The sequence below is a fragment of the Spirosoma gilvum genome, from assembly GCF_054776815.1.
The window spans coordinates 57,224-78,472 of record NZ_BAAHBH010000012.1 but is presented as its reverse complement, the minus strand read 5'-3'; the positions used below and the strand labels follow the sequence as shown (position 1 = coordinate 78,472).

The 21,249-nt window shown below is 47.2% G+C and carries 21 protein-coding genes; 16 read left to right on the top strand and 5 right to left on the bottom strand.

The window, feature by feature from the left end; translation table 11 throughout:
* Positions 1-6: 6 nt before the first annotated feature.
* Genes ACYVFD_RS27575 through ACYVFD_RS27560 form a run of 4 tightly spaced genes read left to right on the top strand, consistent with a single transcriptional unit; the run spans position 7 to position 2,955 of the window.
* Positions 7-681: a hypothetical protein gene (locus tag ACYVFD_RS27575; protein ID WP_461093750.1), complete on the top strand. Its 675-nt coding sequence runs from the start codon at positions 7-9 to the stop codon at positions 679-681.
* Positions 682-717: 36 nt separating this feature from the next.
* Positions 718-1,464, top strand: coding sequence for a hypothetical protein (locus ACYVFD_RS27570; RefSeq protein WP_461093749.1), 747 nt, complete (start codon positions 718-720; stop codon positions 1,462-1,464).
* Positions 1,465-1,519: 55 nt separating this feature from the next.
* On the top strand, positions 1,520-2,305 hold the full coding sequence (locus ACYVFD_RS27565; RefSeq protein WP_461093748.1) for a cysteine hydrolase family protein: 786 nt from the start codon (positions 1,520-1,522) through the stop codon (positions 2,303-2,305).
* Positions 2,306-2,325: 20 nt separating this feature from the next.
* Positions 2,326-2,955 (top strand): LON peptidase substrate-binding domain-containing protein, encoded by a 630-nt coding sequence (locus ACYVFD_RS27560; RefSeq protein ID WP_461093747.1) that lies wholly within the window; start codon positions 2,326-2,328, stop codon positions 2,953-2,955.
* Positions 2,956-3,037: 82 nt separating this feature from the next.
* Here the strand turns inward: ACYVFD_RS27560 and ACYVFD_RS27555 are convergent, their stop codons facing one another.
* Positions 3,038-4,189, bottom strand: a complete 1,152-nt coding sequence (locus ACYVFD_RS27555) for an AI-2E family transporter (protein WP_461093746.1) — start codon at positions 4,187-4,189, stop codon at positions 3,038-3,040.
* A gap of 306 nt (positions 4,190-4,495) precedes the next feature.
* Between ACYVFD_RS27555 and ACYVFD_RS27550 the strand changes: the two genes are divergently transcribed.
* Together ACYVFD_RS27550 and ACYVFD_RS27545 are read left to right on the top strand one after the other, a co-directional pair.
* Complete coding sequence (locus ACYVFD_RS27550; RefSeq protein WP_461093745.1) at positions 4,496-5,203, top strand: response regulator transcription factor; 708 nt, start codon at positions 4,496-4,498, stop codon at positions 5,201-5,203.
* A 94-nt stretch (positions 5,204-5,297) separates the two neighbouring features.
* Complete coding sequence (locus ACYVFD_RS27545) at positions 5,298-6,335, top strand: sensor histidine kinase (protein ID WP_461093744.1); 1,038 nt, start codon at positions 5,298-5,300, stop codon at positions 6,333-6,335.
* Positions 6,336-6,421: 86 nt separating this feature from the next.
* On the opposite strand, the gene ACYVFD_RS27540 is transcribed toward ACYVFD_RS27545, so the two are convergent.
* Positions 6,422-7,684, bottom strand: a complete 1,263-nt coding sequence (locus tag ACYVFD_RS27540; RefSeq protein ID WP_461093743.1) for a retropepsin-like aspartic protease — start codon at positions 7,682-7,684, stop codon at positions 6,422-6,424.
* Positions 7,685-7,922: 238 nt separating this feature from the next.
* Between ACYVFD_RS27540 and tpiA the strand changes: the two genes are divergently transcribed.
* Positions 7,923-8,687 (top strand): triose-phosphate isomerase, encoded by a 765-nt coding sequence (gene tpiA / locus ACYVFD_RS27535; RefSeq protein ID WP_461093742.1) that lies wholly within the window; start codon positions 7,923-7,925, stop codon positions 8,685-8,687.
* A gap of 94 nt (positions 8,688-8,781) precedes the next feature.
* Positions 8,782-9,279, top strand: coding sequence for a cupin domain-containing protein (locus ACYVFD_RS27530; RefSeq protein WP_461093741.1), 498 nt, complete (start codon positions 8,782-8,784; stop codon positions 9,277-9,279).
* A gap of 108 nt (positions 9,280-9,387) precedes the next feature.
* Here the strand turns inward: ACYVFD_RS27530 and ACYVFD_RS27525 are convergent, their stop codons facing one another.
* The 3 genes from ACYVFD_RS27525 to ACYVFD_RS27515 all read right to left on the bottom strand — a co-directional run bounded on the left by ACYVFD_RS27525 (position 9,388) and on the right by ACYVFD_RS27515 (position 11,708).
* On the bottom strand, positions 9,388-10,455 hold the full coding sequence (locus ACYVFD_RS27525) for a hypothetical protein (protein WP_461093740.1): 1,068 nt from the start codon (positions 10,453-10,455) through the stop codon (positions 9,388-9,390).
* Positions 10,436-11,053, bottom strand: coding sequence for a hypothetical protein (locus ACYVFD_RS27520; protein WP_461093739.1), 618 nt, complete (start codon positions 11,051-11,053; stop codon positions 10,436-10,438). Before ACYVFD_RS27520 ends, ACYVFD_RS27525 begins: the two co-directional genes overlap by 20 nt.
* A 94-nt stretch (positions 11,054-11,147) precedes the next feature.
* Positions 11,148-11,708: an RNA polymerase sigma factor gene (locus ACYVFD_RS27515; RefSeq protein WP_461093738.1), complete on the bottom strand. Its 561-nt coding sequence runs from the start codon at positions 11,706-11,708 to the stop codon at positions 11,148-11,150.
* A 158-nt stretch (positions 11,709-11,866) separates the two neighbouring features.
* Between ACYVFD_RS27515 and ACYVFD_RS27510 the strand changes: the two genes are divergently transcribed.
* The 8 genes from ACYVFD_RS27510 (at position 11,867) to ACYVFD_RS27475 (ending at position 21,183) form a co-directional block, all read left to right on the top strand.
* Entirely contained in the window at positions 11,867-12,307 is a 441-nt protein-coding gene (locus ACYVFD_RS27510; RefSeq protein ID WP_461093737.1) for a hypothetical protein, read from the top strand.
* A gap of 126 nt (positions 12,308-12,433) precedes the next feature.
* Entirely contained in the window at positions 12,434-14,728 is a 2,295-nt protein-coding gene (locus ACYVFD_RS27505; RefSeq protein ID WP_461093736.1) for an ATP-dependent helicase, read from the top strand.
* Positions 14,729-14,761: 33 nt separating this feature from the next.
* Positions 14,762-14,971: a hypothetical protein gene (locus ACYVFD_RS27500; RefSeq protein WP_461093735.1), complete on the top strand. Its 210-nt coding sequence runs from the start codon at positions 14,762-14,764 to the stop codon at positions 14,969-14,971.
* A 200-nt stretch (positions 14,972-15,171) separates the two neighbouring features.
* Positions 15,172-15,390, top strand: coding sequence for a hypothetical protein (locus ACYVFD_RS27495; RefSeq protein ID WP_461093734.1), 219 nt, complete (start codon positions 15,172-15,174; stop codon positions 15,388-15,390).
* A gap of 77 nt (positions 15,391-15,467) precedes the next feature.
* The gene (locus tag ACYVFD_RS27490) at positions 15,468-17,093 is read left to right on the top strand and encodes an OmpA family protein (protein ID WP_461093914.1); all 1,626 of its coding nucleotides are present in this window, start codon (positions 15,468-15,470) and stop codon (positions 17,091-17,093) included.
* A gap of 113 nt (positions 17,094-17,206) precedes the next feature.
* Positions 17,207-18,079, top strand: coding sequence for a transglutaminase domain-containing protein (locus ACYVFD_RS27485; protein WP_461093733.1), 873 nt, complete (start codon positions 17,207-17,209; stop codon positions 18,077-18,079).
* On the top strand, positions 18,076-18,510 hold the full coding sequence (locus ACYVFD_RS27480) for a hypothetical protein (RefSeq protein ID WP_461093732.1): 435 nt from the start codon (positions 18,076-18,078) through the stop codon (positions 18,508-18,510). Before ACYVFD_RS27485 ends, ACYVFD_RS27480 begins: the two co-directional genes overlap by 4 nt.
* Positions 18,511-18,630: 120 nt before the next feature.
* Positions 18,631-21,183 (top strand): TonB-dependent receptor, encoded by a 2,553-nt coding sequence (locus ACYVFD_RS27475; protein WP_461093731.1) that lies wholly within the window; start codon positions 18,631-18,633, stop codon positions 21,181-21,183.
* Positions 21,184-21,249 lie beyond the last annotated feature (66 nt).

The following is a 21,249-nucleotide window of genomic DNA, read 5'->3' as shown; positions in this document are numbered from 1 at the left end:
AATCCTATGAACCGATTCGTACCCTTTTCGATACTATTTCTGTACCTGATAGCTTACGGAAGTTTTGCGCAGTCAGCCGATTCGGTGCGCCTTATTTATAGCGAGGAAATCGACAGCCAACAGCCTCAACACACCCCAAAACGTCTGAAAGTCCTTTATAATCGATTTATCCGCGCCCAGATTGAAGAAAAAACGCTCATTAAGCTCGGTGGTATGCCGACCAGTTTTGGCGGTACGCCCGCAGGTTGTTTTATTTGGGGGTTTCGGAATCAACTTGCTCTTGAACAAAAGCTGACGCCTGCTTTCTCTATTCTTGTTTCAGCTCGTTCCTACTATCGGCGTCTGACAAAAACCATTGATGAGGCCAATGTTTCGGGGGAAATAGCCGGGCGATGGTACGTTGCGATGAATCGCCGAATACGGCAGGGCAAGAGCGCAAACAACTTTTCGGGCCAATACCTGGCGCTACAACTGATCAAACCAATTTGGGTAGCTAACTCGTCTGAACCTCCGACCAGTGGCTTAACCCACGCATGGGCCGGTGTTGGACTAGGCACGCAACGCCGATTAAGCCGATTCGGTTATCTGGATGCCAACATCGGTATTGGCTATACCATTGCCAGTATGAACCCTATGCCCGTTGGCATCCGAACATCCATTCTAGTAGGGTTCGGCTTATAATTCGTTTCGTCTACCCTTCTCGCCATTTTCTAAACTATGAAGCCGTTTTGTACTTATTACGTTGTTTGCTGGGCGATTGTCTGCTTGACGATAAACGTTTACGGCCAGTCAGACTCCACGCGGGTCGAAATCTCGCAGGAAAGCTTGTCGGTCGATTCGACAACCCAAGTCAATTCCGAACGAACCGCTAAGGAGAAGAAATTAATGAAGGAATTTCTCCGGCGAAGTCGTCAGGAAGTTACGCTGATTGAGATTGGCTTCGAACAACCGGGTAAAGCTGGAATTTGGTTATTTAAAGACCCTCGGCCTGCCATCGAGCGAACAAACCTATACGGCTTGTGGGCGGCTGTTGAACATAAACTAACACCCGCCTGGGCTCTTTTTGGCGGAGTAAGCTGGCAATTTTCACCAAAAACCAACCAAGCTCCCGTATCCGGTACGAGTTGGTTGGGACAGGCCGGATTAAACTACTATCCACTCATTAACAAAGCGATACGAGAAGGCAAATCGGCTAATAATTTTTATCGACAATACTACATCACTGCAAGGCATTTTTTACCTTTTCATGACAAGCTGCCGGTAGAAGGAAACGGACCATCCCAAAAAATTACGGCTAACCCATTTCAACAGGCTACCTTAGTAGGCATAGGTATCCACAGCACCCGTACTCGTTTTTACTTTTATAACCTGGTGTTGGGCGCTGCTTATCTATATGGCCGCGATGAGGGACTTCGGCATCCTATACAGGCAATGTTGCGCGCTTCGCTTGGCCTAGGCCTATGAGTTTTATTACCTTTGGGCACCGTTACCAGCCAATTCAGTCACGGTACTCGACCCAATGAAAAATGCGTTCCTGATTATTGATGCTCAGTTCGATTTCTGCCATCCTGATGGCGCTTTGTTTGTACCCGGAGCCGAGCAGGATGTCGACCGTATGGCTAGTCTAATCCGACAGCACGGCAATCAAATCGACCATATCGTTGTTACACTCGACACGCACCATATTCTGGATATTGCCCATCCGGGCTTTTGGCAGGATGCCAACGGGACTCACCCGACTCCGTTTACACGCATTACAGGCGATGATGTTGGCGCGGGTCGCTGGCTACCCCGGTTTTCGGTTGATAAAGCCAAACAATACGTGCATGATCTCGAAGCCGATGGGCAGTTCGACCATTTTATCTGGCCCGAACATTGTCTGATCGGTTCGCGGGGTGCAGCTCTGCACGATACACTGCTGGATGCGCTGAAAGACTGGTCGCATCAACGGAACCGCAATTATGTAGCCATACAAAAGGGACTGTATCCACTCTCTGAGCACTTTGGCATTTTTCGGGCGCAGGTTCCCGACTCATCCGTTCCTGAAACCCAGCTTAACGAGCAACTCATTGCCGACTTAGCCCGGTTCGATACCATTTACCTCATGGGCGAAGCCAAATCGCACTGTGTAGCCAACAGCCTGAAACAACTTCTGGACTTTGCTCCAGAACTCGTTCGTAAACTGGTTGTGATAACGGATTGCATGTCGGATGTGACGGGCTTAGGTAATCTGGCCGACCCGATTTATGCTGAAGCAAAAGCCCGTTCTGTCCGTTTTACGGAATCAAACACGGTTTTTAATTAAAAAGCCGTACTTTTCGGTCTATGCAAAAGGCGCTCTCTTTGTTCCCGCTTAATCTGGTTGTGTATCCTGGTGAGGATTTGAATCTGCATATTTTCGAACCCCGCTATCGAGAACTCATCAACGAATGCCTGGAGGAAGAGCGCACGTTTGGGATTCCGGCCTTCATCAACAACAAACTTCCGGGCTATGGTACCGAAATGCACGTTACGACCCTGCACAAACGCTACCCCGACGGCCGGATGGATATTAAAACGAAAGGGTTACGCATTTTTCGACTGGTCAATTTCGAAAACCCAGTTGCGGGTAAATTGTATGCGGGTGGCGATGTAGAGATGATCGAACCGGGCGATAATTTTAGCGCACATGCATCTGCACTGACCGAACGACTGGAACGCTTATATAAGTTGCTGCAAATTGAGACGGATTATAACCCATCGTCCGAAAACCTATCCTACAAAGTAGCCCACAAAGTAGGCTTATCGATTGAGCAGGAGTATGAGCTCCTAACCCTGGAAAGTGAAGCCGAACGTCAGCTTTTCCTGATCCAGCATTTGAATACCGTGTTGCCGGTCGTCTCGGACATGGAACGCACCAAACAACGCATTCGGATGAACGGCCACTTCAAAAATCTCGATCCGCTTAATTTTTAATGAGTGAAAGAGCGAAAGAGTGAAAGAGTGAATAGCTGACGCATCGCTCATTCACTCTTTCACTGGTACGCCAGCCCGCTCTTTACTTCTTCTCCTCCACTTTGCCTATTTTTTTCGTTCGTTTTGGCAATTGCTCGGCTAGTTCCTGAAGATTTTTTATAGGTGGACGGGGCTTTTCGGCTTCACCGATCAGGAATCCGTAGGGTTTCAGTGAATCGACAGCATCAAAGATTACTTTTACGATGGCCGTCATGGGTAAGGCTAAGACCAGCCCTGGTAACCCCCACACATTTTCCCAGAGAATGAGGGCAATAATAGCCGCTAACGGGTTAATACTCACCCTCGACCCGACAATATAGGGCGTAATAAAGTTGCCTTCCAGCGCCTGCACAAACAAAAAAACACCAACAACGCCCAACGCTTTAAACGGATTGTCCTGTGTAACCAGGGTATAAGCCGCCGGTATGAGTGACCCCAGCGAAAGGCCAAAGTAGGGAATCAACACCAGGCAAGCGCCAAAGAAGCCAAAGAACACGGCATAATCGACACCAAGTATTAGCAAGCCAACCGTCATCAGCGTACCAATGATGATAATGACCACAAAGAGTCCGGCCATATAATCTTTTACCACTTCGTAAATCCCGCTCATTACGCTGTCGACTTTTGATCGACCCGCATCCCTGAAAATTTTATAAAAGAACGTCCGGAAAAAATCGCGGTAAAGCAGGAAGAAGAAAGCGAACAGCAGAATCAGGAAAAGTGTACTGATGATATTTGTCGTAGTCAGCAGGGTAGTGGTAACAATAACACCCGCTTCGGAAAGTGCCTGATTCAGGTACTTGCGGATTTCATCAACCTGACGTTGTCGGTCGATATTCAGGTGTTCGTCAGCAAATTTTTGTATGCTGTTGATGTATTCATTTGCCCGCTGAACAAACTTGGGCACTACTTCGGTAAAATTGCTAAGCTGAATAGAAATGGCGTAAAACAAGCCCGTCAATATAGCTAGTGCGAATAACAAACAGAGAACTATCGCAATGATTCGAGGTACCTTCCAGTTTTCGAGCCGTTTTACGAGCGGAAAGAGCAATACGGCAAACAGTATGGCAAAAACCAGAGGAATCAGTAAGCCTTCCAGTGTATGTAATCCATACACAATCATTACCAACGAAAGCAATATACAGGTAACTTTAGCGTAGAAAGGCAACTGAATTTCCGGAGAACGTGTATCCATAATAGTGAATGAAAAAGCTAAAATAACCCCACAATCCGTTTATTGGCTGGCAGGCTCATTTATCTTGCCAACCATCAACTGGCTACTTTAGTTTGAGTAATAATACGTTTTAGAATTCGCCCAATTAACTTATTTCCAGACAATAGTAACAGATATTGACTACAGTTCAGGCTGTTAAGTTTTTGTTAAGGATGCATTTGGAGTTGGTAACGTTGTGGATAAGTCACGTAACTTCGGGCTGCCAAACAGAAGGCAACTACTTAACGCTATGAGTGAAGTAGATCATTCTCACCAATTTAACTTCGCATGAGTGCTGGCAAAGCTGCTCAACCCCTTCATCGCGTTTTAGTCGTAGACGACGACGCCGACATCGTAGAGATGCTCGAATACAACCTTCTCAAAGAAGGCTACGAGGTGCGCACCGCGTTTGATGGCCGGAAAGCCATTGAAGTCGCTAAAGGCTATATTCCGGAACTGGTACTGCTCGATATTATGATGCCCCAGATGGATGGTATCGAAACAGGTCGTCAACTTCGCGAAATCGCCGAATTACGCCAAACCTATATTATCTACCTCACAGCTCGTTCGGAAGAATACTCCGAAGTGGCAGCGTTCGACGTGGGAGCTGACGATTACATTACAAAACCCATCAAGCCCCGTGCCTTGATGAGTCGAATCAATGCCTTGTTCCGGCGCGAAGCCCAAAAGGCAGATCCGGGTGAGCAAATTGTTATTGCCGATCTGTTGATCAACCGCAAAAACTATTCGGTAACGCAGAACGATAAAACAGTTATTCTTCCCAAGAAAGAGTTCGAACTCCTGTTCTTTTTAGCGCAACACCCCAACAAGGTATGCAGCCGGGAAGAGTTGCTTCAAAAAATCTGGGGAGCTGATATTTATGTCCTTGAGCGCACCGTAGACGTTCATATCCGAAAACTCCGCGAAAAAATCGGCGACACCCACATCCGAACGCTGAAAGGAGTAGGCTACATGTTTACAGATCAGCCCGAATAAAGAGCGAAAGAGTGAATGAGTGAAAGAGCGAACCATCCGGCAGGTTTTTCGCTCTTTCACTCATTCACTCTTTCGCTCTTTTTACCTTTGTCTCATGTCTCTCAGTCCCCGCATTATTGCTCTTCTGCTGGCTTGCCTGATTTCGGCATTGACGCTCGCTTTCCTCACATTCGTCGAAGGTGTTACGAGTAGTATGTTGTTTGTCGTGGGGATTTCGTCGTTTGCCATTTCGTTCTTTCTGGTACTGTACGCCATCGAACTGCTGGTCTTTCGGGAAGTCAATAAGATGTATAAAACCATCCATCAGCTTAAGATTCGTGACTTTAGTATTACCCGAAAAACCATTATCAAAAACAGCAACCCATTCAAAAAGCTCAATGACGAAATCTTTGTCTACGTCGCCAAAAAGCAGAAGGAGATTGACGAGTTAAAGCGACTGGAGCAATTTCGACGGGAGTTTCTGGCCGACGTGTCACACGAGTTAAAAACGCCTATTTTTGCTGCCCAGGGATTTATCCATACGCTTATTGATGGAGCCGTCGATGACGAGCACGTTCGGGACAAATTTCTGTCAAAAGCGGCCAAAAGTCTGGATGGCTTGGATGCATTGGTAAAGGACCTAGTAGCCCTGTCGCAGTTGGAAACGGGCGAGGTAAAAATGAGTTTTGAGCGCGTCAACTTTACGCAGGTGATTCAGGAGATTTTTGAGCAACTCGAAACCATCGCTAAAACCAAAAACACATCGCTCTCACTCAAGACCTCACAACCTGGCCCCGTGTGGGTAAAGGCCGATGTTCAACGCATTACGCAGGTAATGACCAACCTGGTTGAAAATGCAGTGAAATATGGCAATGACAATGGGAAAGTTATCGTGCATCTTGAAGAAGACAAAAAACACATTGTCGTCTCGGTCCGTGACAATGGGCCGGGCATTCCCCCCGAACACTTAAGTCGGATTTTTGAGCGATTCTACCGGGTTGAAAAAAGTAGGTCGAAAGAGCGTGGAGGAACCGGTCTTGGCCTGGCTATTGTGAAGCACATTCTGAATGCGCACAAATCGAAAATTACGGTGATGAGCAAGGTCGATAAAGGAACCACCTTCCGATTCAAACTCGACAAAATGGAGGTATAACGTAAAATAAATCGGGTGAAGCAGCGGGTTTTACCAACCCGCCTACTCCACCCGATTCACTCATTACGCGTACACTACTAAACTCACTAAATCAATCGCTTTAGCGCAAAATGGGCGATGATAAGCTGGCCATTTCGTCGGGCAACCAGCGATATTTCTCGCCCTTCTCCTTTCTGAAGTATCTTGTAGATTTCGCTGATAGACATGTCTCTGGCTGATGAGTTATTAATAAACAGCAATTCATCCCCTTCTTCCAGGCCAGCCGTAGCGGCTGGTGATCCATCAAGAATTTTATCAATATAATAGGTACGGAAACTTTCCCCTTTGGCACGAAGCTCCAGACCGCTCATATCGTGCTCGAAGCTTTCGCGCATCAGCCGCTTAACGGGCTTCATCACAATATATTGATCGGGATAGTTGAACGTAACATTGAACCGACGCAATAGCTCACATCCTACGTTACCCTGCCGCTCGGGCATATTCACGAGCTTCATACCAAAGGCCATACTATCCGGGAACGATGCCAGAATATTATCCATTTCGTAACGACCGAACCGGATTTTCTGAATCCGTCCTACACTTCCATTGATCACTCCGTTCAGGCCACGACCTAGTTGCGCCCGAATACTTTTCTCTGGAATGGGCATTGCGGCTGTACTACGCGACCGGTCGAGCAGAAGCGCATGGCCTGCCCCTGTATCCAGCACGACACGTAACGGTAAGGTTTTTTCACCATCAAACACCGACAAGGCATCGGTATATGCTTTGGTATCCTGAATGGTGATCGGGTAACGATCGCCTTTATGCTTATTGTATTTGAATTTGCCCGGCTTCATGATCATCAGCTCATGGCGCTGAAAGTCAACGTTAACGACAAAATTGGCAAAGATCTCATAGCCAAAAATACCATGCACAGGTGTCCCTACATACTCGGATAGTTTGAGAATATCCTCGTCCAGAATAACCAGATTATGGTGCGATGCCCGTAAGCCACCCATGGACAGGGTATTATCAATCGCAATGGAAGCGGTCAGGCTTCCGCCCTCTCCGGCACCACTTATCTTCACTTTACGGGTCAATTGGAGAGGTTTCTTCGCAAACGTGGCCGGATCCGTAATAATCGTATTGGCGACTCCGGTGTCCAGAATAAAGTTCAGGGTATCCGAATCATTGATACGTACCGGCACAACGATCAGGTTTGAATGAAGCTGAAACGGGATGCGAGTCCAGGTCCGGTTTCCAGCAATAAAAAAGCCGTACTGATCCTTATCGGGTACACGTCGGTTATCATCTCCCCGCGCAACCCAACTGGACAGTAACAGTCCTAGTACCAGTATCAGCGTTTTCATCTATCGTAGCTTTATCACATTGAAATTACGCATTTTTTATCCGAATAACACAAATATTATAGACTAAGTTTATTGATCTGGCAGTAGTTATTTCCACTTATTTACCGTCTGGTCAACTTTAGTGGTCTTCAACATGGTTCATTCGGTCCAAAACCCTAATTTCGCTAAAAATTTCAAGCAATATACGGGCTATTCGTAAACCCAAAACATTGATTTTGACTCTCATTATTAATCGGTTATGCGTAAAAAAATTGTTGCCGGCAACTGGAAGATGAATAAAACAGCCGATGAGGCTACTGCCCTTGTATCGGAAGTAATCGACAAGGTGAAAGCTGAAGTAACAGGTGATGTTACGGTTGTCCTGTGCCCACCCGCTGTTTACTTGACCACGACCCGGCAGGCAATCACGCCCGGTGGCCAGATTTCGCTCGGCGCTCAGAATTGTCATGAGAAAGCTTCTGGAGCCTACACAGGCGAGATTTCAGCTCCTATGCTGCAATCTATAGGTGTTGACTATGTTATTCTTGGTCATAGCGAACGCCGGGAATATTTCGGTGAAACCAACGCTCAATTGGCGGCCAAAGTAAACATTGCTTTGGAAAATGGCCTGATTCCTATTTTCTGCTGTGGGGAATCCCGCGACCTTCGCGAGAATGGCGATTACGTTGGCTTCGTGAAAGATCAGATTACCGAAAGCCTGTTCCATTTGTCGGCCGAGTCGTTTGCGAAGGTGGTGATTGCCTATGAACCGATCTGGGCTATTGGTACCGGCCTGACGGCTTCGTCGGCGCAGGCGCAGGATATGCACTTTGAATTACGCCAGCACATTGCCAGTCAATATGGTGACTCAATTGCCCAGGACATCACCATTCTATACGGCGGCAGCGCCAACGCTCAAAACGCGGCCGAGCTGTTTGCCCAACCCGATGTAGATGGTGGCCTGATTGGTGGCGCTTCCCTAAAAGCCCCTGATTTTCTTACGGTTGTAAAAGCAGCACAATAAACGCTTAATTTTGAATGAGTGAATGATAGAATGAGTGAATAGCTGGTGCAAACCTATTCACTCATTCTATCATTCACTCATTCAAAATTAAATCATGACAGCCGCCTATTACGTTCAGGCCTTCAACATGGCTCCGCATCCTGAGGGAGGGTATTATGCAGAAACGTATCGATCATCCGAAACGATAGCTCGGGAAGCCTTACCGAGCCGATTCGGTGGTGAACGGTCGTTTTGTACGGCTATATATTTCCTGCTGGAGCAACAGCATTTCTCAGCATTTCACCGGATAAAATCCGACGAGATCTGGCATTTCTACGCAGGTGGCCCATTAGAGGTGTTTATTATCAACCCCGACGGTTCTCTGCGACTAATTCGGTTGGGCAATAATCCTGAACGGGGAGAGGTGTTTCAGGACGTAGTACCGGCGGGCTGCTGGTTTGGTTCAAAACCGGCCGAAGGAACCGAATTCTCCTTGGTAGGTTGTACGGTCGCACCCGGCTTCGACTTCGCCGATTTCGAAATGGCCAACCGAAACCAGTTGCTACAGGAGTTTCCTCAACACAGCGATGTAATTGAGAGGCTGACTATCTGAACCTGGATTTTTATGATTTACCTGACCGACCTTGATTTATTGTTTGTCAGCTTTCTATGAAAGCATAATCATAGTCAGTCAATCAAATCATATAAATCCCGGTTAGGATTACTGAAAATTCACATTCCCAAACTTGGCCACTACCCGGACTTTGGTGCCCGAGCCACTGCCAACTTTACCGACGTACTGCTTAGTCAACTTTGATCCCCGGTGGTTATCATCATCGGGTTGAGCGGTGAAATGCCAGGTTGAACCGGATGGGTAATTGAAATTGCCGTAACTAACCGTCACATCAAAATCGCAGTCATTGTTCCGGTCAACAGGTAAAGCTACGGATGAGTAAGACGCCTGAATATCAACATTTTCTACTGTTTTGGGTAACTGGTCGATACGGAAGCCCCCCGAAAAGTTAAGTTTAATCTTGCCGGACTCACGCAGGTTGCCAATTTTAGCGCCAGAATAATTGATGTCGGCATTCAGTTTTCCTACATCGCCGATGGTCATTTTTCCACCTTTGTTAGTAAGCACTAATTCGTTGGCTTTCGATAATTCAAGACTTCCATAAGCCATATCGAGCTTGCCAGCATCGAGATGACGAATGTTTGCTTTACCATAGGCTACATCAATATCGTTTTGTCGACTACCAAGCTCTTCGGCGGTAAAGTTGCCATAGCGGCTATAGACTGTCAGCGGAGCCTGGAAAGCGGGAATCATCGTATTTCCAAACTTATTTCGGACGGTCAGCGGAATATGTTTGGGCATCATTACGTCGTAATTGATCCGAACGAAGTTCCGTTCGCCATCGTCTTTCCATTTCCCCAAACTCCAGTTCGAAACTACACTCTGGCTGAAATTAGTACGAACGATAATCTGGTTGCCGTTCCGCTTTTCGTCAATCGTTACAGCATCCATATACCTTTGGGTGCGCTCGTCCGAATCCGAATTAGCGACAATAGTAATCTGAATTTTTATCTCATTTCGGTCCCACAGCCCTACCGTAACCTGGCCGAACTGATTGTCGACGACCAGATTATCTTTGCTATCGACATCGAATAGTTTGATGATGGTTTTCTTTTTTTCAACGGTAGTTTCAACCGTACCGGTCGGAACCGGCACCTCGGCCCGGATAAACAATGGGCTAAGGCATAGTAAAACACTATACAGGACTCGTTTCATGTGTTTGATCTTTAATGCGCTGGATCACACGCAATTGTTCGTTAAGTAAGTTGATCTGAAGCTGTAAATTCTGAATCATAGCCTGGATCAACACCTCCTGATTCGGGTTTTTAGGCAAATCGGCCTTAAGCGCCCGATATGAGTTTTCGAGTCGGTCCAGGTCAATAGCAAACTCCTGATATAGAGCTGGGTTATCTTCGGTCAGTTGTTTTAATTCGGCACGTTTATCGTCAATTAACTGTGTATACTGCACTACCTCTTTTGCATAGGTCGGATTGGCCGCTACAATCTCAGGCTGGTGTGTTACGCCATATTGCTTATTCATATACAGGAAGCAGCCCGCCAGCAGCAATACAGCGATGGACGCAGCTACCCGCCAATCCAGCGTAGGCCAGCCAATTTGTCGACCGCCCGACGCCGACCGATTTGTGTGTACGTCTACAAACGGTGAAATATTGTTCTGGGCTATTTGCGGACTATCCAGACTGGCTTTATCAAGACCAGCCTCTATCTTTTTCCACAGGTTAATCGGCGGCTCTTTGTCGTCAAAGTCCTCGCGATTATCACGCACAAAACGTTCAAGGTTATCCTTTTTCATACTTCAATGAGCGAAAGAGTGAAAGATTGAAAGAGCGAATACCATCTACAGGGTTAGGTTAGTCACCCCTCAATTCTTACTAACTCATTTCTAACTAATTTAATAATTCAAGTAAACGTTTCTTTCCTCGTAAATACTGTGTTCTGGATGTGGTTTCACTGATATTCAATACGTTGCCTATTTCTTCGTGGTCATAGCCTTCAAACAAATAAAGCGACAGGACGACCCGGTACCCTTCTGGAAGCAGTTGCATGGCCCTTCGAACCCGATCCACCTCTAGTTGAACGCCTTCTTCATCGTAAGGTTCGGTGTCCGCGAAATCAGGTCCATCGTCTTCACCAAACCGATTTGACTCCATATCGACCAACTCCAGGCGTCGGGCACGGAGATGGTTAATAGCCCGGTTTACCACAATCTGCTTTAACCATGCTCCGAACGTGCTCTGGCCTCGAAATGAGCCTATATGGCTAAATGCATCCATAAATGCTTCCTGTAATACATCTTCGGCTTCGGCTTCGTGATTCAGAATTCGCAGGCAAACATTGTACATTGCCTTTACGTAATGCTGATAAAGTTCATACTGTGCCCGTCGCTCGCCCTGTTGGCAGCGTTTGACCAGATCAGCATGGCGGTCGGGGTACGGTTTAGGTTCCAACAGCTTCAGTATTTCCCAACGTTTAAGTTATTATCGATAGAAAGATGCAGGAAATTTGAGAATGTTGCACAATAATTCAGAAAAAGTGGCCGTTATGGGCAGCATCGCGTTTATAGGCTCTTTTTCTGTATTTTAGTGGTATAAAAAAACCTATTGCTATGTACGAGGTAAGATACCCATCGCCCTTTGTTGTGCATGACGATGGCACCAATTCGCCAATTGCTCATCAGATTATTATTAGCAAGCTAACGATAGAATTAGGCATTCTCTACTATCATAAACAGAAAATATCCCTTATGCCGCTGCCGGAAACACCGCTGGGCGAAGGCCCTGGCCATCAGGTCCCTGACGTATTATTGTATGATAATCAGGCAGAACAGACTAAAATTATTATTGAAGTCGCTCAGCCAAGGTCGGCCGAACGTGATCTATACAAAATCATTAACCTGATTGAAAATGAGCATTATGGCATAGAAGAGGGTTTCGTCTATAATTATCACACTGGTGAATGGCTGCGTTACCGGAAAGGGGATGGTGGAGTAGCAACAAGTTCCTCCGTTTCGGAGCTGATGGGTATCGATATGGGGCCTTTCCTCTAATTCTATATAGCCAACAAAACAGCCTTCTGCGAACCTAAAGTTTATTCCGCTCTACCCCTATTCTACCCACCCGCTACCAAATTATTTCGTAGTTTTGATTGTTATAGAAGGATAGAGACGAGCTGAATGGTTGATTATATTTCTGGATTGAATGACCCGCAGCGGCAGGCCGTTATGCACGGCGATGGACCGCTCATGATTATTGCCGGTGCCGGTTCGGGGAAAACCCGTGTACTGACCTACCGGATTGCTTACCTGATTGAAAACGGGATTGATCCCTTTCGAATCCTGGCTCTTACATTTACCAACAAAGCGGCTGGTGAGATGCGCCACCGGATCGAAAAAGTGGTTGGCACAGAAGCCCGTAACATCTGGATGGGTACGTTCCACTCCGTATTTGCCAAAATTCTTCGGATCGAAGCCCGAGCCATCGGTTACACCAGCAATTTTTCCATTTACGATACCGACGATTCGAAATCGCTCTTACGCAGCATCATCAAAGAAATGGGGCTGGACGATAAGGTGTATCGCGTGAACAGTGTTTTTTCCCGAATTTCAGGGGCTAAAAACCGGCTCATCGGACCTGACGATTACCTCAACAACGCTGTAATTCAGGCCGACGACGAATCGGCTCGGATGCCGCATATCGGTCGAATTTACAAACAGTATAGTGTTCGTTGCTTTGCCGCCAATGCGATGGACTTCGACGATTTGCTGTTCAACACCAATGTGCTATTCCGCGACCATCTGGACATTCTGAACAAATACCAGCATAAGTTCCAGCAGGTGATGGTCGATGAGTTTCAGGATACCAACATTTCACAGTATCTGATTACCCGTAAACTGGCGGCTGTTCATCAGAATATCTGCGTAGTGGGCGACGATGCCCAGAGCATCTACGCTTTTCGGGGCGCCAACATCGAGAACATCCTGAATTTCCAGCGCGATTATGGCAAGGATGCCGTCAAAATCGTGAAGCTGGAGCAGAATTACCGGTCGACTAAGACTATTGTCGAAGCAGCGAACTCAATCATTGCCCGCAATAAGCAGCAACTGGAAAAGCACGTCTTCACCGATAATGAAGAGGGGCCACTGATCGATGTCATCAAAGCCTCATCGGATAATGAAGAAGGGCGTCTGGTTGCATCGGCCATTTTCGAGACCAAAATGAACGAGTCGCTGACCAACAACGATTTCGCCATTTTGTACCGTACCAACGCACAATCGCGGGCTTTTGAAGAAGCCCTGCGCAAGATGAGCATCAAGTACCGCATCATTGGCGGTCTGTCGTTCTATCAACGGAAGGAAATCAAAGATTTGATTGCTTACCTGCGCTTTACGGTTAACCAGCAGGACGAGGAAGCCTTTAAACGGATTATCAACCTGCCGAAGCGAGGAATCGGCGATACGACGGTAGCCAAAATCAGCGTAATAGCCGCCGAAAAGCAGGATTCAATCTGGGAAATCGTTTCCGAGATCACTAAACACGTTGCCGGACGATCTGCGATAGCCATTGAAGGCTTTGCCGACCTGATCAAGAGTTTTAAACTCCTGCTCGATCAAAAAGATGCTTATGAGGTGGCGTCGCACATTGCCAAGGCATCGGGGCTCCTCAAAGAACTGTATGAAGACAAGACCGTTGAAGGACTGGCGCGCTACGAAAACGTACAGGAATTGCTGAACGCCATCAAAGAGTTTGTTGACAACCCAGATAACGAGGAAAAAAGTCTGGCCGCGTTTTTGCAATCCGTTTCGCTGTTAACCTCGGCCGATGAAAAGGAAGACGATGGCGACAACGATAAGGTGACGCTGATGACCATCCACGCAGCCAAAGGACTGGAATTCAAAAACGTACACATCGTCGGGATGGAAGAAGACCTGTTTCCTAGTCAGATGATGCTTGAAAGCCGGAACGATCTGGAAGAAGAACGGCGACTCTTTTACGTAGCTATTACCCGTGCCGAAAAACGGTTAAGCATGTCGTATGCCGAAACGCGGTATCATTACGGACGCCTGAAAATGTGTGAACCCAGCCGATTCCTGATGGAGATCGACCAGCGGTATCTGAAAATGTCGAAGCTGCGCTCAGCACCTAGCCGGATGGATTTCGATCGACCGGAGCGCGACCGGAGCGAAAGCACCTCGACGGGTTCGATGGCGTTTGTACGGTCACTGGCGCAGAAAACCGCTCGTACGCAGACCCCTCAGACAGCCGCTTCGCATACACCATCGCCCGATTTTGCGCCAACCAGCACCGCCGAGCTAGCTTCTGGGCAACGCGTTGAACACGCCAAATTTGGGTTTGGAACCGTAAAACAAGTGGACGTTAATGGTACCGAACGCAAGGCTACCATTCTGTTCGATGTAGTCGGGGAAAAGACTCTCTTGCTCAGCTTTGCCAAGCTGCGGGTAGTGGTGTAGACACAATTAGTAAAATTTGAAAAGGAGGTGATTATGTCAGCCAAAACCAAAGCCACAAAAAAATATACGCCTGGCTCTGTGCCCACTGTAAATCAGGTTAAGATTTATTATTCTTCCGATGTACAGGCTGCTGGTGGCATGGATGCCTTTCTGAAATCAGTAGGTAGTGACAGAGCTAAAACTCTACCTCAAATAGATTTTTCGGAGCAAGAATGGGAGCACATGCTAAAAGAGGAGGAATAATTAATGCTATATCTTTTAGACACAAATATTCTTATACATCTAATTCGTAGAAAAGCTGAATTCCCTTCTTATTCAGCCATTTCCATTGTAACCGTAGGTGAGCAGAAGGCTTTCGCTACAAAGCGAAAGTGGGGTTACCAAAAACGACTCACTCTTGAAAAGATTCTAACCGAAATACCATTTTCGGTATTGAATTTAGTATGACAGATGTATATGCAACCGTTGATGCCTATAGTCAAGGGGAACTGCCAAACGACCCCTTACCGGCTGGCACTTCTGCTCGGAATATGGGCAAAAATGATATTTGGATTGCAGCTACTTCTCTTTTCTATGACGCGGAACTTCGTACATCAGACAACGATTTTGATCATTTATCAGCCATTGGCCTTAAACTTAACAAGCTTAGTCCAGTGACTTAGCCCATATGGTGGCATACAAAACATTCATTTTTAATCGTTCTTTTCAAAGTATTCCACTCCTTTTGCCTACAATTCGCATGAATGCCTACGGTATTATTGTCGCAGCTTTTCTCACGATTGCCAGTCGTACGTACGGACAGGTGAAGAAAGACTCGACGGTATCGACCAATCCCGCTGTTGAAAACCTCGGTAATCAGGTCAATTCAGAATATAACGAGATCAATCCGGTCATTTCGCCGGACGGAAAAACGTTGTACTTCGCCCGAATAAGCCACCCCAACAATACCCACGGCACCAAAGGCAGTCAGGACATCTGGTATTCCGATCTGGATGCTGCCAGTGGTAAATGGGGGCCAGCCCGGCGCATGGGATTCCCGCTGAACAAAGACGAATACAACTGTGCCTATAGTATCACGCCCGATGGTAATACGATGCTTATAAAAGGGCAATACAACAACGGCAACTACGAAACACGCGGTTTCTCGATCAGTAAAAAAACGGCTACCGGCTGGTCGGCTCCCCAAAAGATCGACATTCCTGGCTATGTCGGCATGAGCAAAGGGCAGTTCGATTGTGGGTTTATGTCGGCCGATGGTAAAACGCTGGTTATGGCCTTCAGCGAAAAGAAAAATAGTAAGGAAGATGACATTTACGTCTCCTTCCGGCAAAAGGATGGCTCCTGGACAAAGCCGATGGAGTTAGGCTCTGAGGTAAATACCAAATTTACCGAAACTACGCCCTTTCTGGCACCCGACGGCGCAACGCTGTATTTTTCGAGTAATCGCGAAGGGAGCTTAGGCAGCAATGATATTTATGTCACCAAACGCGTCGATAAAACCTGGAAACACTGGACCAAGCCTGTCAACCTGGGCCCTAAAGTGAATACCGATGGCTATGATGCGTATTACACCCTCTCTGCTTCGGGCGATTATGCCTACCTGACTACGTTTAAGAACACCGTTGGGAAAGGAGATATTGTTCGGGTTAAGCTCACTGAAGATCGACCTACAAATCAACCCAGCCGCCTGGGTGGTGGGGATGAAGTAGCTGGTGCAACAGATGCCACCCGACCCGATCCAGTTGCGCTGATTAGCGGTAAGGTGATTGATCAGCTGACTGGTAAGCCTATTGAAGCCAGAATCGTTTATCAAACCCTACCCGATGGAGCTGAAGTTGGTGAAGCTACCTCCGACCCACTTACGGGCGAATACAAAATTGTGCTTCCTTACGGCCAGAAATACACCATGCGGGCCATTGCCAAAGACTTTATTTCTGAAGGTATTAACATTGACCTGACCCAATCTAAAGGCTTTCAGGAGATTAAAGGTGAGCCTATTAAAATGGCCCCGATTAAAGAAGGCTCAGTTATCAGGCTGAACAATATTTTCTTCGATACGGGAAAATCGGAACTTCGCCCGGAATCGGGCCCTGAACTGGATCGGCTGGTAACGACCCTGAACGAAGCGCCTAAAATGACTATCGAAGTACGCGGCCATACCGATAACACCGGCTCGAATGAGATTAACAATAAGCTTTCGCAAGATCGAGCTGATGCCGTTCGGGAATATTTCATCAGCAAAGGAATCGAGCCGGATCGGATTGCCAGCAAAGGTTTTGGTGAAACCAAACCGGTGTCTACCAACGATACCGAAGCCGGCCGTCAGCAAAACCGGCGGGTTGAGTTTGTCATTGTCAAGAAATAAAATGACGACATGATTCCGTTGAGTACGCATAAAAGCCGAAAAAACGCAACCATAAGAGCCTGTTTGAGTTAACATTGCATAACGACACGCAAACAGAATTTCCTCCCATCATTATGCAACTGAATGCAGGCTGCGAACTTTATTTTGACGCCGAAACACCAACGCCTTTAATATTAATGCTGCGCCCACGCTCTGGAGCGGGTCAATGGATTATCCGGGAAGAATATCAGATTACACCTACTGTAAACGTCACCGAGTTTACAGATATGTATGGCAATTTGTGTCAGCGGGTTGTTGCACCCACAGGCCCTTTCTCTATTCATTTTTCGGCCACCGTTCAAACTGCCAATCTGATTGATGTAGCACCGGGAGCACCTTATACGCCCGTCGAAGATTTGCCGGACGATGTACTGCATTACACGCTGCCCAGTCGCTACTGCCAATCTGACCAGTTAGGTAACTTAGCGACAGAAATTACCACCAATGCTGAACCCGGCTATGATCAGGCCGAAGCAATCCGAAAATGGATACATGAAAATATCAGGTACGAATACGGTACCAGCAATGCCAGCACGTCGGCCGTCGATACAGCAAACAACCGGGTGGGTGTTTGCCGCGATTTCACACATCTGGGTATTTCTCTGTGTCGGGCGTTGAATATTCCGGCCCGCATGGTCGTTGGCTATTTATATCAACTCGACCCGATGGACCTGCATGCCTGGTTTGAAGCCTATATTGACGGACGCTGGTTTACCTTCGACGCCACTCAGGCCGAACCACGCGGCAATCGTATAACCGTAGCGTACGGCCGCGATGCTGCCGATGTAGCCTTTACGACGCAGTTTGGACCAATGACACTGACTGACATGAAGGTGTGGGTTGATCTGGCACAAAACGAAACGCATGAGACTGAAAAAAAAACGGATGAGACTCCAACTCTTTCGGCATCTGTCGGGTCTAATCAACCAACAACCAATACACCATGAAAACACAACTGCTTTTCTGCGCACTGATCGGTGTACTGACGGCTTGTCAGCACGAGTCTGACATTCAGCCTAATGCCTCCTCCCTTGCGAGTGAAGCAGTTGGAACCTACCGAACAAATTTTTACCTCGACCCCTCGTATGTGGCTCTTTCGCAGAATCAGATGCCCTATGTCGAGCTAAAACAGGAGTCGGATAGTAATGTTACGCTTCTTCTGACAAAACAATATCCTACTCCCGAAACGCAGACCATTCCACATGTGCTTCTTCAGCGCAAACTAGACGGCGTTGAACTCCGAGTAGCTAATTCCAGCATAGGCACGTTACAAACCGATCGGATCTTTACCAACACGGGAATGGAGAAGCAGGGACAACTCCTACGGCTTAGCAATCAAGATGGCTCTGTAAGTGAGTTTATTGGTGTTAAACAGTAAAGTTCTCGCATAAAATAGGCTTTTCAACGTCGCTGAAGAACGTCATCGAGCTTTTGTCAGGCCAATCGTTATATTTGCTAAAATATAACGATTGGCCTGATCATTGGTTAGCTCACCTGCATGCTCAACTCTACTCTTCTTTGGTTAGGTTTTGCCTCCACGTATTTTGCAGGAGATACGATTCCTAATCCAGATACATTGCGTTCACGTGAATTGGCCGAAATCGTCGTTTCGGCTTCTCGTGTATCGGAATCTATTTTACGTTCACCCGTCAGTATTGAAGTGTTGGATGCCCGGCGAATTCGGCTCTCGGCTCAACCCTCTTACTTCGATGCTATCGAAAACCTGAAAGGTGTACAGCTACTGACCTCTAGTTTAGGTTTTAAAGTGTACAACACCCGTGGCTTTGCCGCCACCACTAACGTTCGGTTTGTCCAGCTCGTGGATGGCCGCGATAATCAGGCTCCTCACATTGGCGCCCCTATCGCCAGTGCCTTAGCGCCTTCCGACCTGGATATTCAACAAGTTGAACTTGTACCAGGCGTTGCATCGGCCCTCTACGGCATGAACGCGTTGAATGGGCTGGTCAATATGCTAACTCGTAACCCATTTGATTCACAGGGCTTAAGCATTGGTCAGAAAACCGGGGTGAACCATGTGGGAGACACCGACGTATCCGCCAGGCTTTTTTCAGAAACCAGCATTCGGTATGCCCATCGAATTGGCGACCGATTCGCGTTCAAAGTAAATCTGGTTTATCAGGCAGGCTACGATTGGGTAGCTGGAAATCGGGATGATTTGAACCTCAATGGCAATTCGTCTCTGGGATTATTCGGTGCGGATAATCCTGCGTATGATCCCGTCAACGGCTACGGCAATGAAGCGGCCAACCGGCGAACGCTTACTTTAGGTGGTAAACGGTACAGTATTGGCCGAACGGGCTATTACGAAGCGGAGGCTACCGATTATAGCCTCCGGAATCTGCGAGGTGATCTGTCACTGCATTATCGTTTCTCGCCAACTGTCGAACTGGTCTACACCTACCAGGGAGCTACGCTAAACAATGTCTATCAGCGGACGAACCGCTTTCGACTTGAGAATTACCGGCTTGATCAACAAAGTCTGAGCCTAACCACTCCCTCAATACAGATTCGGGCCTATCGAAGTAGCGAAAACACAGGGGACTCGTACAACATTCGGTCCATGGCCGAAAACATCGATAAGTCCTTTAAAACAGACAATCAGTGGTTTGCCGATTTTACCGCTCAGTTCAATAAGGAAACACAGGCTGGAACGGCTATACCAACGGCGCTCCGAGATGCCCGCGCTGCGGCTGATCAGGGTAGACCAGTTCCCGGAACGCAACCCTTTAACGACCTGATTGCTAAACTCCGTGACATTAATAACTGGGATGTTGGCGCGGCTTTACGGGTACAGTCCTGGATGTATCATGTTGAAGGACAAGTGGAACCGACACGAGTTCTTTGGAAGCGGTTTCGCGAGCAGACCGGCCTAACCCTTCAGGCTGGATTCGATTTCCGCCGATACGTAGTGTTTCCCGATGGCAATTATTTCATCAATCCAACGGAGCCCGGCAATAACCTGGTTTATGGGAAAACGGGCGGTTTTGTGCAGGCAATCCGGACAATCTTCGATAACAAGTTAAAGGTAGCGGCTTCGTTGCGACTCGATAAAAACTACTATTTCGACGCTCGGCTTAATCCGAGAGTATCACTCGTGTACTCACCAACGAACAGCAATACTATTCGCCTTTCTTATCAGAACGGCTATCGATTTCCCTCTCTGTTCGAAGGGTTCACGAATATCAACTCAGGTGGGGTAAAGCGCGTGGGCGGTTTACCGATCATGTCGAAAGGAATTTATGAAAATGCCTACCTGGTCACTTCTATCAACGCTTTTCAGGCGGCTATCACAACGGATGTGAACACGAATGGATTAACGACCAACGCGGCTATTCAGAAAAATAAAGGCTTACTCAAGCAAAGTCCCTACACGTACCTGCAACCCGAACAGGTCAATAGTTTTGAAGTAGGTTATAAGGGCCTGTTGTTCCAGCAACGTCTCTTTGTCGACATCGACGTCTACTATATGGCCTATAAAAATTTCATCGCTCAGGTGAATGCCAATCTGGCTAAAGGCTCGAATCCCGATTCATTGGCCTATTATTTTTCGTCAGCGAACACCCAGGATCGTTACCGGCTCTGGACCAACTCACAGACAAAAGTGTATAACTACGGTGCTAGTCTAGGCCTTCGCTATAGCTTGACGACGAACTGGTCGATCGGTGGAAATGCTTCGTATGCTAAGCTTGATCGCGCCGAAAAGGGCGATGGATTAGAAAGCTCATTTAATACTCCCCAATGGATTACCAACCTGAACGTTTCAAATAGCAATTTGTGGAATGGCATCGGCTTTTCAATCAACTACAAATACCAAAGTTCGTTTTTGTGGCAATCGGAACTAGCCACAGGTACGGTTCCAACCATCAATACCGTTGACGCACAGATTAGTTATCAACTGAACAAGGTAGGCGTGTTAATCAAAGTAGGTGGTACCAACTTACTGAACCATCCGTATTACACCTTTATCGGCGGCCCAGCCGTTGGTGGATTCTATTACACAAACCTGGTTTGGGAAATTGCCAGGAAGTAAGGTATTGGCTACTTCATAAAAAATCGCGCTACCGTTGGGCAGCGCGATTTTTTAGATACTATACGA

What these genes read in the sequence shown, in the direction of transcription:
- ACYVFD_RS27520 (WP_461093739.1), bottom strand. Translation starts at nt 11,053, where the DNA reads ATGAAAAAGGATAACCTTGAACGTTTTGTGCGTGATAATCGCGAGGAC.
- ACYVFD_RS27490 (WP_461093914.1), top strand. Translation starts at nt 15,468, where the DNA reads ATGAATGCCTACGGTATTATTGTCGCAGCTTTTCTCACGATTGCCAGT.
- ACYVFD_RS27495 (WP_461093734.1), top strand. Translation starts at nt 15,172, where the DNA reads ATGACAGATGTATATGCAACCGTTGATGCCTATAGTCAAGGGGAACTG.
- ACYVFD_RS27480 (WP_461093732.1), top strand. Translation starts at nt 18,076, where the DNA reads ATGAAAACACAACTGCTTTTCTGCGCACTGATCGGTGTACTGACGGCT.
- ACYVFD_RS27505 (WP_461093736.1), top strand. Translation starts at nt 12,434, where the DNA reads ATGGTTGATTATATTTCTGGATTGAATGACCCGCAGCGGCAGGCCGTT.
- ACYVFD_RS27565 (WP_461093748.1), top strand. Translation starts at nt 1,520, where the DNA reads ATGAAAAATGCGTTCCTGATTATTGATGCTCAGTTCGATTTCTGCCAT.
- ACYVFD_RS27475 (WP_461093731.1), top strand. Translation starts at nt 18,631, where the DNA reads ATGCTCAACTCTACTCTTCTTTGGTTAGGTTTTGCCTCCACGTATTTT.
- ACYVFD_RS27555 (WP_461093746.1), bottom strand. Translation starts at nt 4,189, where the DNA reads ATGGATACACGTTCTCCGGAAATTCAGTTGCCTTTCTACGCTAAAGTT.
- ACYVFD_RS27485 (WP_461093733.1), top strand. Translation starts at nt 17,207, where the DNA reads ATGCAACTGAATGCAGGCTGCGAACTTTATTTTGACGCCGAAACACCA.
- ACYVFD_RS27545 (WP_461093744.1), top strand. Translation starts at nt 5,298, where the DNA reads ATGTCTCTCAGTCCCCGCATTATTGCTCTTCTGCTGGCTTGCCTGATT.
- tpiA (WP_461093742.1), top strand. Translation starts at nt 7,923, where the DNA reads ATGCGTAAAAAAATTGTTGCCGGCAACTGGAAGATGAATAAAACAGCC.
- ACYVFD_RS27550 (WP_461093745.1), top strand. Translation starts at nt 4,496, where the DNA reads ATGAGTGCTGGCAAAGCTGCTCAACCCCTTCATCGCGTTTTAGTCGTA.
- ACYVFD_RS27560 (WP_461093747.1), top strand. Translation starts at nt 2,326, where the DNA reads ATGCAAAAGGCGCTCTCTTTGTTCCCGCTTAATCTGGTTGTGTATCCT.
- ACYVFD_RS27525 (WP_461093740.1), bottom strand. Translation starts at nt 10,455, where the DNA reads ATGAAACGAGTCCTGTATAGTGTTTTACTATGCCTTAGCCCATTGTTT.
- ACYVFD_RS27540 (WP_461093743.1), bottom strand. Translation starts at nt 7,684, where the DNA reads ATGAAAACGCTGATACTGGTACTAGGACTGTTACTGTCCAGTTGGGTT.
- ACYVFD_RS27510 (WP_461093737.1), top strand. Translation starts at nt 11,867, where the DNA reads ATGTACGAGGTAAGATACCCATCGCCCTTTGTTGTGCATGACGATGGC.
- ACYVFD_RS27530 (WP_461093741.1), top strand. Translation starts at nt 8,782, where the DNA reads ATGACAGCCGCCTATTACGTTCAGGCCTTCAACATGGCTCCGCATCCT.
- ACYVFD_RS27575 (WP_461093750.1), top strand. Translation starts at nt 7, where the DNA reads ATGAACCGATTCGTACCCTTTTCGATACTATTTCTGTACCTGATAGCT.
- ACYVFD_RS27500 (WP_461093735.1), top strand. Translation starts at nt 14,762, where the DNA reads ATGTCAGCCAAAACCAAAGCCACAAAAAAATATACGCCTGGCTCTGTG.
- ACYVFD_RS27570 (WP_461093749.1), top strand. Translation starts at nt 718, where the DNA reads ATGAAGCCGTTTTGTACTTATTACGTTGTTTGCTGGGCGATTGTCTGC.